The sequence below is a fragment of the Lentzea indica genome (genome assembly GCF_012184385.1).
GTDB lineage: Bacteria > Actinomycetota > Actinomycetes > Mycobacteriales > Pseudonocardiaceae > Lentzea > Lentzea indica.
Window position 1 is genome coordinate 1 of the sequence record NZ_VSRL01000261.1, and the last position, 12,069, is coordinate 12,069.

Annotated in this window: 12 protein-coding genes and 1 pseudogene; 12 read left to right on the top strand and 1 reads right to left on the bottom strand. The window is 68.2% G+C overall.

The annotated features are described in order from the left end of the window. Positions 1 to 714 precede the first annotated feature (714 nt). The 7 genes from FXN61_RS40490 (at position 715) to FXN61_RS40520 (ending at position 6,991) form a co-directional block, all read left to right on the top strand. The gene (locus FXN61_RS40490; RefSeq protein ID WP_246292744.1) at positions 715 to 1,503 is read left to right on the top strand and encodes a M23 family metallopeptidase; all 789 of its coding nucleotides are present in this window, start codon (positions 715 to 717) and stop codon (positions 1,501 to 1,503) included. 424 nt (positions 1,504 to 1,927) lie between these two features. Continuing rightward, positions 1,928 to 3,439, top strand: a complete 1,512-nt coding sequence (locus FXN61_RS40495; protein WP_167979175.1) for an HAL/PAL/TAL family ammonia-lyase — start codon at positions 1,928 to 1,930, stop codon at positions 3,437 to 3,439. 65 nt (positions 3,440 to 3,504) lie between these two features. Next, on the top strand, positions 3,505 to 4,194 hold the full coding sequence (locus tag FXN61_RS57125; protein ID WP_512698766.1) for a 3-methyl-L-tyrosine peroxygenase-related protein: 690 nt from the start codon (positions 3,505 to 3,507) through the stop codon (positions 4,192 to 4,194). A gap of 13 nt (positions 4,195 to 4,207) precedes the next feature. Beyond that, positions 4,208 to 4,864: an O-methyltransferase gene (locus FXN61_RS40505; RefSeq protein ID WP_312878377.1), complete on the top strand. Its 657-nt coding sequence runs from the start codon at positions 4,208 to 4,210 to the stop codon at positions 4,862 to 4,864. Positions 4,865 to 4,930: 66 nt separating this feature from the next. Then, a complete protein-coding gene (locus tag FXN61_RS40510) occupies positions 4,931 to 5,881 on the top strand; it encodes an LLM class F420-dependent oxidoreductase (protein ID WP_167979184.1) in 951 nt (316 codons plus the stop codon). Positions 5,882 to 5,883: 2 nt separating this feature from the next. Continuing rightward, on the top strand, positions 5,884 to 6,453 hold the full coding sequence (locus FXN61_RS40515; protein ID WP_167979177.1) for a TetR/AcrR family transcriptional regulator: 570 nt from the start codon (positions 5,884 to 5,886) through the stop codon (positions 6,451 to 6,453). Positions 6,454 to 6,499: 46 nt separating this feature from the next. Then, positions 6,500 to 6,991: an MmpS family transport accessory protein gene (locus FXN61_RS40520; protein WP_167979178.1), complete on the top strand. Its 492-nt coding sequence runs from the start codon at positions 6,500 to 6,502 to the stop codon at positions 6,989 to 6,991. Here FXN61_RS40520 and FXN61_RS40525 read toward each other — a convergent pair. Then, positions 6,978 to 7,427 carry a peroxiredoxin gene (locus FXN61_RS40525; protein WP_167979179.1) on the bottom strand — a complete coding sequence of 150 codons (450 nt, stop codon included), beginning with the start codon at positions 7,425 to 7,427 and terminating at the stop codon, positions 6,978 to 6,980. The genes FXN61_RS40520 and FXN61_RS40525 overlap by 14 nt on opposite strands. Positions 7,428 to 7,459: 32 nt before the next feature. Between FXN61_RS40525 and FXN61_RS40530 the strand changes: the two genes are divergently transcribed. The 5 genes and pseudogenes from FXN61_RS40530 (at position 7,460) to FXN61_RS40550 (ending at position 11,995) form a co-directional block, all read left to right on the top strand. Further along, positions 7,460 to 8,371 carry a LacI family DNA-binding transcriptional regulator gene (locus FXN61_RS40530; RefSeq protein WP_167979185.1) on the top strand — a complete coding sequence of 304 codons (912 nt, stop codon included), beginning with the start codon at positions 7,460 to 7,462 and terminating at the stop codon, positions 8,369 to 8,371. Between the two features lie 14 nt (positions 8,372 to 8,385). After that, positions 8,386 to 8,811 carry a RidA family protein gene (locus FXN61_RS40535; protein WP_167979180.1) on the top strand — a complete coding sequence of 142 codons (426 nt, stop codon included), beginning with the start codon at positions 8,386 to 8,388 and terminating at the stop codon, positions 8,809 to 8,811. A gap of 554 nt (positions 8,812 to 9,365) precedes the next feature. Further along, positions 9,366 to 10,729: pseudogene (locus FXN61_RS40540) on the top strand (4-alpha-glucanotransferase). Positions 10,730 to 10,822: 93 nt separating this feature from the next. After that, entirely contained in the window at positions 10,823 to 11,125 is a 303-nt protein-coding gene (locus FXN61_RS40545) for a hypothetical protein (protein WP_167979181.1), read from the top strand. Between the two features lie 120 nt (positions 11,126 to 11,245). Then, entirely contained in the window at positions 11,246 to 11,995 is a 750-nt protein-coding gene (locus FXN61_RS40550; protein ID WP_167979182.1) for a helix-turn-helix domain-containing protein, read from the top strand. The last annotated feature ends 74 nt before the right edge of the window (positions 11,996 to 12,069 follow it).

Genomic DNA, 12,069 nt, shown 5'->3' on the forward strand with positions numbered 1-12,069 from the left:
AAGTCGACACGCTTTTCGTCGACTTGACCTATCCCCTCGGGTGTGGCTGCCTCCGTGCGACTCGTGACGGGACCACCCCACACCAACAGCACCACCTACTCAACAGCAAGCCGCCAAAAGCAACAGGCGTGCCAACAACCCGCTGACGGCGCTGGACAGGTCTTTGATCAGATTGGCGGGGTCTGGGGCAGCGCCCCAGAAAAACCAACCAAACCGCCAGGTGACAACGCAACGCGACCACCGAACGGACAACAAACCGGACAGCCGCCAACGGAACAGGGAGACGGCCTACGGCCCAGACGCGCCCCAGAACCCCGGAGCTCCCACGAGCAGTGAGACCACATGAGCACGCCTGGTGACCGTCCCCGCGCAAGCGCCGCCCAAAACACCCCCGCCAGCCTTTCACGATAAAGCGACTGACCAGTACAAACACCAAGACAGGGATTGGTCTAAAGCGCGTTGACCAACCCGCCCACGGTCCAACTACGTTAAGTAACCACCAGTGGGCCTCATCACCTAAATGCCCACATAGCTTGCTCCTGCCGGTGACGCGAGGTTACGTTCCACGCCGCATGTCACGGTTCGATAACCGCAAGGACACGGATCTCCCCCGAAACGGTCCAGTCCACCACCGGGCCCCGAAGCCCGCAGCCAGGCCCCCCGACGCCAGGCGAAGCGCGGTTGCCGAACTCCCCCGAGTGCATGGAGGCAGGTTTGGCACGGCATCGAGCGAAGGGCCCGCTGGTCGATTTCGTCGGCAGAGTGGACCTGGACCGCAAGAAGGCCGTTGCGGCGGTGGTCGCCGCGGGCGCCCTCGCCGGCGCCGGTTTCACCCAGGCGATGGCCACGGTCGCGCCGGTCGACCGCATCATCCCCGTGGCGGCGACCAAGGACCTGGCGGCGGCGATGACGGCGCAGCCGCAGCCGCAGCCCATTCAGACGGTCCACGCGATGGACACCACCGCTGAGACGCGCAAGCTGCTGCAGGCCGAGCAGATCCAGGCGCAGTTCCACATCCGCGAGGCGCTCAAGTCCGCGGAGGGCGCGTTCGTCAAGCGCCAGGAGGCCGCCAAGGCCGAGCAGGCCCGCATCGCGGCCGAGGAAGAAGCGAAGCGCCCGAAGTGCGTCAGGCCGGCCCAGGGGACGTTCACGTCCGGGTTCGGTGCGCGCTGGGGCACGAGCCACAACGGTGTCGACATCGCCAACGCCATCGGCACGCCGATCGTCTCCGTCATGGACGGCACCGTGATCGAGGCCGGGCCCGCGTCCGGGTTCGGGTTGTGGGTTCGCGTGCAGCACGAGGACGGCACCATCACCGTCTACGGGCACATGAACACCATCGACGTGCCGCAGGGTGCGAAGGTCAAGGCCGGCCAGAAGATCGCGACGATCGGCAACCGCGGTCAGTCGACCGGACCGCACCTGCACTTCGAGGTGTGGGTCGGCGGCTCGCAGAAGATCAACCCGGTGGGCTGGCTCGCGGCGCGTGGAGTCACGCTCTAACCGTCATCAGTTCGGTGCTGCAAGGCGGGCCGGTCGGGCCGACGTGGCAGGTCGACGAAACCGAGTGGTGGCACACGTTCGAGGTGAACCTGCGCGGCACCGCGTTCGCCGCGAACGCCGCGACCCTCACCTGCGACGGATCTCGGAGTGGGCCAGATCTCAGCGCGACGAGGGCAGGTTCACCCCGGTGGAGCAGTCGGCCGATCTTTTGGCCCGAATCGTGAACGGTGAGTTCGATCATCTTCCGGGAGGCCTGATCACGCAGAACGACGGCTGAAAACGGGGCGCACTGTCAACGGGCAACAAGTTCCGCCGCGCGTGTGAACGAGGACAGGATATGTCTTCGGGTAATGCGTAAGGCCCTTCCTCGCCGACAGGTCAACGGGGATCGTCGCGAGAGGCTCCCCAAGTCCCAGGAGGCGTCGTGCCTGTCGGAACATCTTCTGCTGCCCTGAATCTGGCCGTGCCGCTCGAACCCGCGCATCTCGAGCTCGCGCGCGATCCGGTGCACGTGGAGCTGCCCGGCGACGTGAGAGAACGGGTCGTACGGTGCCGTGAGTTCGTGCTTGAAGTCAGCGGTTCCGGGCGCGCCATCTACGGTGTCACAACGGGTTTCGGCCCGCTCGTCGAGTTCGAGGGCCGCGCGGACAGTGCCGGCCAGAGCGACAACACGATCATTCACCACATCGTCGGCCATGGCGAGCTGTTGCCACCCGCGGTGGCCCGCGCCGCGGTGTTGGCGCGGCTGTTCTCGTTGGCACAGGGACGATCCGGCGTGTCAGAGCAGGTCGTGACGTCGCTGGTCGCCATGCTGGACACGGAATTCGCTCCCGCGGTGCCACGGCTGGGGTCTGTCGGTGCGAGCGGTGATCTCCAGCCGCTCGCGTACGTCGCACATGCTTTGCGCGGCAACGGGAATGCGTTTTTCCAGGGCCGGCTCATGCCGGCGGCGGAAGCCCTGGCCGAAGCCGGGCTGGAGAAGCTCGTGCTCGACGGGCGTGACGCACTCGCGTTGGTCAACGGCGTTTCGGTGACCGCCGCGGCACTCGGGCTCGCCGTCGCGCAGGCGGTACGCGCGCGTCGCACAGCGGAGTTGTTGTCCGCCTTGATGACCGACGTGCTGGGCTGCGGCACGGAGTTCACGTCGGTCGGGCTGCTGGCGGCGTTCGGCCATCCCGACGTCGCGGACACCGGTGCCGCGCTGCGGACCTGGCTCGCGGGCAGCACACCGTCCGGCGAGCGCCCGCTCCAGGAGGCCTACAGCATTCGTTGCACGCCGCAGCTGATCGGCGCGGCCGGCACGAGCGTGCGGCACGCGGACGAGGTGGTGCGCCGCGACCTCAACGGGGTGAGCGACAACCCGTTGTTCTTCCCGGAGACGAACGAGGTCGTGCACGGCGGCAACTTCTTCGGTCAGCCCAGCGCCTTCGCGGCCGACCAGCTCAACGTCGCGCTGGTGCAGCTGGGCAACCTGGCCGAACGTCAGCTCGACCTGCTGGTCGATCCGCACCGCACCAACGGGTTGCCGCCGATGCTCAGCCCGGTGCCCGGTCAGCACCACGCGCTTCAGGGCGTGCAGCTCTGCACGACCGCCACCGTCACCGCGATGCGCCGTGCCGCCACTCCCGCCTCGGTGCAGAGCCTGCCGACGAACCTGCACAACCAGGACGTCGTCCCGTTCGGCACGCAGGCCGCCTTCACAGCGCTCGATCAGGCCCGGCTGCTGCGGTACCTGCACGCGGGGCTCGCGATCGGACTGCGCCAGGCCGTCCACGTCGGTGCGCGCCGTCCGCTGGCGCCGCGGCTCGCGGACGTGTTCGACCGGATCTCGGAAGAAGTGCCACCAATTGTGGAAGATCGGCCTCTTGACACCGCTCTGGGAAGCGTGGCGGATCTCCTCGACGCCATTGCGTCCGAAGTGGACGGTGTGCGATGAGTGCCCCCGTTTGTCTCCCCACGTGGGGGCACACCAGGGTCGGACTGCCGGTCCTGCGCATGCCGATGCCGGGTACGGAATTGATTCCGTGCGCGACCGGCTGTTATCAGATTCCGATCGGCATCAGCACCCCCGAAGACCCGGTGGCGCACGCCGTGCACCGGTGGTTTCTGGGCCATCACGGTGCATTTCTGGTCTGGAGGTTTCTTTCGGCTTCACTCGATCGGCTGATACGCGAGCCTGATTCGCAACTAGTCCGCCTCGCTGCGCTTGGATACGACGCGTACTCGGTGATGCTTGCCTATTCGGGCAGTTGTTCCCGTGAGGTGTACGAGGACGTCATCCGGCCCATGATGGTGGCGTTCGACCCGGCGTTCAGCGGGCGGTGGGCGCGTGATTACGAGCCACTGCCCGGTCTGCTGCGCAGGGCGCGTACCGCACTGGGGCCCGTGGCTGCCGAACCGCTTTCGTCCGCGAGCAAGGCGAACCTGTTGGCACACATGGAGGTCATGCGCAGGCTCGTGCCCGGCGGCCCTTCGCTGCTGCGCGAGTCGGGGCGTACGAACGTGCCCACGACCGACGCCGAGCGTGCACGGTTCGACGAGTTCTTCCTCGTCAGCCGGGAGAACGTGTGCGTCAGCCGCTATCGCGCGCACCGCGCCGCCGTCCTGTCCGCCATCGACCACGACCTCGCGAGTCACCCGCTGCGGCCCGAGTACCACGACACACTCAGGACGTTCATCACCCGACTATGAGAGAAGGCCGCGCGTGAACGACTTCAAGACCGTGGTCATGACCCCGCAGATCTACCGCTACGTGCGCGAACAGGCCGGCCAGCCCAATGCGGCGCAGGAGAAGCTGATCGCGCGGACGCTGGAGCTCGGCGACTCCGCGGAGATGCAGATCCCGCACGAGCAGGCGGTGCTGCTGTCCCTGCTGGTCAAGCTCACCGGCGCGCAGACAGTGGTCGAGGTCGGCACCTACACCGGGTACTCCACGCTCGCGTTCGCGCAGGCACTTCCCCCGCACGGCAAGGTCATCACCTGCGACGTCTCCGCCGAGTGGACGGCGATCGCCGAGGAGGCGTGGCAGGCGGCAGGCGTGCGTGACCGGATCGACCTCCGCCTCGGCGCGGCCGCGCAGACGCTGGCGGAGCTGCCGGACGAGCCGGTCATCGACCTGGTGTTCATCGACGCGGACAAGGTCGGGTACGCCCACTACTGGGACCTGCTGGTGCCGCGGGTCCGTCAGGGCGGCCTGCTGCTCGCGGACAACACCCTTTACTACGGCGAGGCCGCGTCGGAGCAGCCGGAGGGCAACGCCGCCGCCATCGACGCGTTCAACACGTTCGTGCTGAACGACTCACGCGTGGAGTCGGTGCTGGTGCCGATCGCCGACGGTCTCACGATGGCGCGGAAGAAGTAGACGTGTGGTTGTGAGCATACCGACCGGTCGGTAGGGTGTCTCCAAGTGGCTGACTTGGAGGCGTTCATGGCTCGTTGGGGAATCACGCTGCCGCTGCTCGGTGTGCCGGTGCTGGAGCACCGCGCCCTGGTGTCCGAGCTCGCCGGCCTCGGCTACACGGACGTGTGGTCGGCCGAAACGACAGGCACGGACGCGTTCACGCCGCTCGCGCTGGCCGCGCAGTGGTCCTCCGAACTGCGCTTCGGCACGGCGATCGCGCCGGTCTACACCCGTGGACCCGCGACATTGGCGATGACCGCCGCGACGCTGGCCGAGGTGACCGGCGGCCGGTTCGTGCTGGGCATCGGCTCGTCGTCGCCCGCGATCGTGCAGCGCTGGAACGCGATCCCGTTCGAGGAGCCGTTCAAGCGGACCCGCGACACGTTGCGCTTCCTGAAGGCCGCGCTGGCCGGCGAGAAGGTCACCGCCGAGTACGACACGTTCTCGGTGTCGGGCTTCAAGCTGGAGCGCCCGCCCGCCGAGAAGGTGCCGATCATGCTCGCGGCGCTGCGCCCGAACATGCTGCGCCTGGCCGGTCGCGAGGCCGACGGCGCGATCACCAACTGGCTGGCCGCCTCCGACGTGGCGCAGGTGCGTTCCGAGCTCGGGGACGCGGAGCTGGCCGCGCGGATCTTCGTGTGCCCGACCGAGGACGCGGACGCCGCGCGCGCGTTGGGACGCATGCTGATCAGCACCTACCTGACCGTGCCCGCGTACGCAGCGTTCCACGACTGGCTGGGCCGCGGCGAGGCGCTGCGCCCGATGCACGAGGCGTGGGCCGCCGGCGACCGCAAGGCGGCGTCGAAGTCCATCCCGGACGAGGTCGTGGACGCACTGGTCGTGCACGGGTCGCTGGAGCAGTGCCGTGCGCGCGTCGCGGAGTACCAGGCCCAGGGCGTCGACACCCCGATCATCGCCCTGCTCCCGACCGGTGGCGACCAGGTCGAGCAGGTACGCGCACTGGCGCCCAAGGCCTAGCGATGCCCAGCGCGACCGAGCAGAAGATCATCGACGCGGCCGTGCGCCTGTTCGCAGCGCAGGGCTACGACGCGACCTCGGTGCAGGAGATCGTGGCGGCCGCCGAGGTGACGAAGGGCGCGCTGTACCACTACTTCCGCGCGAAGGACGACCTGCTCTTCGAGATCTACCGGCTGCTGATCACGTCCCAGTCGGCCGACATGGACCGGATCATCGGCCTCGGGTTGCCCGCGGCAGAGACGGTCCGCGAGATCCTCGTGTCGCTCGTCGTCTCGACCGCGGAGCGGGTCGACGAGACGGCCGTGTTCGTCAGGGAGCTGCACCGGCTCGGCGAGGAGCGGATGGCCGAGTTCCGCGCCGAGCGCCGCCGCTATCACGAGACGTTCCTCGCCGTGATCGAGAAGGGGCAGGCTGACGGAGAGTTCAGCTCCGTGGTGCCCGCGGACACGGTCGGGCGGATCGTGTTCGGCGTCGTGAACCAGCTGCCCATGTGGTACCGGCCGGACGGGCCGAAGCCGCCCGCGTCGCTGGCAGGGGAGATCGCGGACTTCGTGCTGGCGGGCCTGCGGTAACGGCGGGCGGCATAAGATCGATTTTCCTTGTGGGGGAGGGGATCTCATGTCGCAGCTACCGCCCGAGTACGGCGTCGCGCCGCCCATGCACGAGATGCCCAGGTCGCCGAAGTGGCCCTGGGTGTTGCTGCTGATCGTGGCCCTGCTGACCGTGGGTGGCGTGGTGTACGGCCCGAAGGTGAACATCGGGGGCATGGCCCCCGAGGAGTCCACCGGCGTGGCCTCCCAGGAGCCGGTGTCGTCCCCACCGCCGAAACCGGCCACACGGACAGTCGTGTTCGAGGTGACCGGCACCGGCAAGGCGTTCAACATCACCGCCACCGTCGGCGCGTCCGTGCAGAACGAGTCGAACGTGACCCTGCCGTGGACGAAGACCGTCGAGGTGCCCTCCGGCGAGACGGCCAAGTCGGTGATGCTCGTGGTGGTGGCCGGCCCTGACGGCGCCGAGGTGCACGGCAAGTACACGGTCGACGGCACGACTGTCCGCGAGGGCAAGGCTTCCGGGCCCTACGGCGTGCTGACGATCACCGATTCCTGAGCGCCGCCAGCGCCTTGTCCGCGTGCGCGTTCATGGAGAACTCGCTCTTGATCACCTCGATGATCTCGCGGTCGGTGTCGATGACGAACGTGTGCCGCTTGACCGGGATCGGCCCGAACCGGCGCTTCACGCCGAACTGCTCCGCGACCTCGCCCTCGACGTCGGAGAGCAGCGGGTAGTCGAAGTTGTTCAGCTCCGCGAACTGCTTCTGCTTCGCCACGTCGTCGGTGGAGATCCCGACGCGCTGCGCCCCCGCCTCCGTGAACTCCGCCGCGAGGTCGCGGAAGTGGCAGCTCTGCGCGGTGCACCCGGCCGTCATCGCGGCGGGGTAGAAGAACAGCACGACCGGGCCGTTCTCGAGCAGTTCGGACAGCTTGCGCTCGGCGCCGTCCTGGTCCGGCAGGGAGAAGTCGGGGGCGATGTCGCCGGGCTTCATGGAACTCCAATACGCTCGGGACCGTGACCAGCATGTCCGACGTGGCCAAGGCCGCAGGGGTGTCAGCTGCGACCGTATCGCGTGCCCTGCGAGGCGAACCGGGCGTGTCCGAGGCGACCAGGCAGCACGTCAGCGAGGTCGCGCGGCGGATGAAGTACGCCATCGCGCGCGATGCCTCCTCTTTGGCCGGTGGGCGCCGGTACGCGATCGCGGTGCTGACGTCCGAGGTCAGCCCGGTGCTGGCGGGGGCGGAGGGCGCGCTGCGGCAGGCCGGTTACGACGTGCTGCTCTACGTTCTGGGCAGCCAGGACGCGCGGTCGAAGTTCTTCGACGAGCTGCCGCTGGGCCGTCGCGTGGACGGTGTGCTTCTTCTTTCCATGTCCATGACAGATGCCGAACAGACGGCGCTGGAGTCGCTCGAGGTCCCGCACATCACCGTCGACGACACCGATCTCCGGCGTGCGCTGCAAACCGCTATCTCGCACCTGGTGGCTCTCGGGCATCGCGACGTCGCGCTCGTGCTGTCCGACGGAGAGGACGAGTCGTACGACGAGATCCTGGCTTCGGCGGGGCTTTCCGTTCGTCCGGAGTGGACGGTCTGGTGCTCGCCGACCGTCGACGGCGGCGAGCAGGTCGTGGACGTGCTCCTGGACGGTGAACGCCTCCCGACCGCCGTGATCAGCTCGAACGGCGCAGCGGCGCTGGGGATCTTCCTGCGCATGCAGCGGGACGGGCGCGCGGTGCCGGACGAGGTGTCGATCGTGTCGCTGGACGGGCAGGAGCTCACCCGCGTGGTGGGGCTGACCGCGGTCGAGGGTGCGGCGAAGGAGCAGGGCGAGCGCGCCGTCGCCGACCTGTTGACGCTGATCAGGGGCGGGGAGATCGAACCGGCGGAGCACCCGTTGCGGCTGGTCGTGCGCAACTCCAGCGGGCCTGTCGCCTGAGTACTGTGCACCGCATGCCCGCCGAAGAACGTTTGACCGAACTGCCCGCGCTGCCCACCACCCCCGGTTACGCCCACGCGGTCACGGTCACCGGGAAGCTCGCATTCATCTCCGGCCAGGTGGCGGTCGACGCCGAGGGCCGGGTGGTCGGCTCGGACGACCTGGCGGCTCAGACGCGGCAGGCGTTGAGCAATCTTCATCACGTCATCAAAAATCTCGGCGCCGACTGGTCGGATGTCGTCAAGTTCACCTGGTTCGTCCTCGACGCCTCCGAGGTTCAGACCATTCGTGACGTCCGGGACGAGATTCTGCGACCCGCACTGGGAGAAGTGCCCAACCCGGCCAGCACGCTGGTTCAGGTGGCGGCGTTGTTCGGGCGCGAATTCCTTGTCGAGGTGGAGGCCGTCGTGTCGATTCCCGACGAAGCATCGGATGTCTAAGCAAATGCATCTCTCGGTGTGCGTCCCAACCGGCCTGCACCCATCGGGTGACCAGGGACCATTGCTCTGGTAATACGCACCGAGCTGTGACATAGCTTGTAGTTGTGGAGGAGTCGGTGGCGCGACTGGCGGACGCTTGGGGCGTCGCCACTCGGTACGAGAACGCGGACCAGCAAGAGGTCACCGTCGACACCGAGGTCGTTGTCAAGGTCCTCGCCCAGTTCGGCGTCGACGCGTCCACTGAGGACTCCGTCGCCCGCGAACTCCGCAAGATCGAGCAACGGCGCGCGGCCGAGATCCTTCCGCCCACGATCGTGATCCGCGAGTACGAGACGTACGACCTGCACGGTCCCGCGACCGTCGAACTCGAGGACGGCGGCACCTTCGACGTCGAGCGGCACCTGCCCGACTCGCTCCCTCTCGGCTGGCACCGCGTCGTCACGGCTTCGCAGACGATCACGCTGGCCGTCGCGCCCAGGACGCTGCCCGACGTCCCGCACACGTGGGGCTGGATGCTGCAGCTCTACGCCGCGCGCTCGCACGACTCGTGGGGCATGGGCGACTTCGCCGATCTCGCCACGATCGCCAGGCGCTCCTCGCTCGAACTGGACGCCGGCGTCGTGCTGGTCAACCCGGTGCAGGCACCTTCGCCGACGCATCCGGTCGAACGCTCGCCGTACTCACCGACGAGCCGCCGGTTCGCGAACCCGCTGTACCTGCGCATCACCGACACGGCCGAATTCCTGCAGGCCTGCCCGCGCACCCGCCAGCTCATCCGCGACCTCCGGCCGGAGAACCGCGATCTGATCGACTACGACGCGGTCTGGGACGCGAAGAAGCAGGCCCTCGAGCTGCTCTTCCCCGGCGGCGACGTCGAGATGGACGCCGAGCTGGAGAAGTTCGCCACGTACTGCGCCCTGGCTGAGATCCACGGCAAGGACTGGCGCTCGTGGCCGGCCGACCGTTCCGAACCGCCTGCCGAGCGGATCGCGTTCTACGCCTGGCTCCAGCACCTCTGCACCCGCCAGCTGCAGGACGTCCGGCTGGCCGCACACGAGGCCGGCATGGCCGTCGGCGTCATCCACGACCTCCCGGTGGGCGTGGACCCCGGCGGCGCGGACACGTTCGCCGACCCCGACGCGTTCGCCATCGATGTCACGGTCGGTGCGCCACCCGACGCGTTCAGCGCGGACGGCCAGGGCTGGGGCCTGCCGCCGTGGCGCCCGACAAGCTCGCCGAGACCGGCTACCGCCCGTTCCGCCAGGTGCTGCGCAGCGTCCTGAAGCACGCGGACGGCATCCGCATCGACCACGTCGCCGGCCTGTGGCGGCTGTGGTGGATCCCGCCGGGCGAGCCCCCGTCGCGCGGCACCTACGTCCACTACGACGCCGACGCCATGCTCGGCGTGCTGGCGCTGGAGGCGTACCGGGCAGGCGCGGTCGTGGTCGGCGAGGACCTCGGCACGGTCGAGCCGGTCGTCACGAAGACGTTGCAGGAGAACGGCATGCTGACCAGTGCCGTCCTCTACTTCCAGCGCGACTACTACGCGGAGGGCCACCCCCTGATCCCGCCGTCGCAGTGGAACCCCAAGGCGATGGCCAGCATCTCCACGCACGACCTGCCGACCGCGGCGACCTTCTTCGCCGGTGCCGATGGCCCCGACTTCGACTCGTTGATGCGCCAGGAGGGCATCGACCCCTCTGACCGGGTCGCGGGCGCCCACGAACTGCTCGCGCAGGCACCCTGCGCGTTGGTCCTGACTTCACCTCAGGACGCTCTGCGGGAAACCCGGCAGCCCAACGTGCCGGGCACGATCGACGAGCACCCGAACTGGAGAATCCCCCTGCCCGTGCCGTTGGAAGATTTCTTTCCACGCGTACGGGACATCACCCGTCCACTACGCAGCCGCGGAAGATGAAACTTTTGCGTAACAGCAGGTCATGGACTTGCGGAGTACTGTAAGGCCGTCACCCGACGGCGGACGACGAACGTTTTGGAGGTGGCGTACCAGATGAGCTCAGCCGTGAGCACGCGGACACCAACCGGCGTGCTTGAACTGGCCGTCGAGCAGGTTCTCGCTTCGGTGAGACCCGCCGCGCTCGGCGACCCGGTGGTCGGGGCACGGCGCGCGGAGGAATCCCTGCGTGACGCGCTGAGGGACGCGGGTCCCGTGGAGGACAACATCGCCCTGCAGCACGCGCTGGCTTGTGCGGAGGCTGCCTGTGAGCACCTGAAGTACTGCGAGATCCAGGAGGCGCGCACGTTGCTGACGGCTGCCCGCAGCCAGCTCGTGCTTGCACACGAAGGAGTGTGACTGCATCCGGTAGCCACCGGTCGGTGACGATCACACGATCGAATTAAGCCGCTCCCACTCTCGTGAGAACCTCTCTGTAGCGGGCCCGGAATTGTCGGTGTCCGCTCGTAGGGTTCGAGTGTGATCGTCCACCAGGCCTACCGGTTCGCATTGGACCCGACCGCGGCACAGGCGCGGCCTCTGTCCGCGCACTGCGGTGCCGCGCGGTTCGCGTACAACTGGGGCCTGGCGCTGGTGAAGGCCGTGATGGACCAGCGCAAGGCCGAGGCGAGCTACGGCATCGCGCCCGAGGAACTCACCCCGGCGCTGCAGTGGTCGTTGCCCGCACTGCGGAAGGTCTGGAACCAGACCAAGGGCGAGGTCGCACCGTGGTGGGCTGAGTGCTCGAAGGAGTCCTACAGCGGCGGCCTCGACAGCCTTGCTCGTGCGTTGACCAACTGGGCCGCATCGCGAAAGGGCAAACGCGCCAGCCGTGTGGTGGGCTTTCCGAGATTCAAGTCGAAACGGCGTGCCAGCCGGTCGTGCCGTTTCACCACTGGGGGGATCCGCGTCGAACCTGATCGGCGCCACGTCAACCTGCCCAAGCTGGGCCGGATCCGGACACACGAGTCGACTCGCAAGCTCGCTCGCCGGATCGAGGCGGGCACGGCCCGCGTTCTGTCGGCGACGATCCGCTATGAGGGTGGCCGGTGGTTCTGCTCGTTCACCTGCGAGGTAGCGCGGACGGACCCGCCACCTGCCTTGCCGGACGCGGTGATTGGTGTTGATCTGGGGCTCACGCATCTCGCGGTGCTGTCCCGGCCGCTCCTCGGCGTCACCGACGCGGCCGGGTTCGTGTCCAACCCCCAGAACTCTGTACTCGCCCGCTGAGCTGTGGTGATCGGGTTCTGGTGTTCTGACGGCATGATCATGGGCGTGGCGCTGCGACTGCTGTACCTCGTATT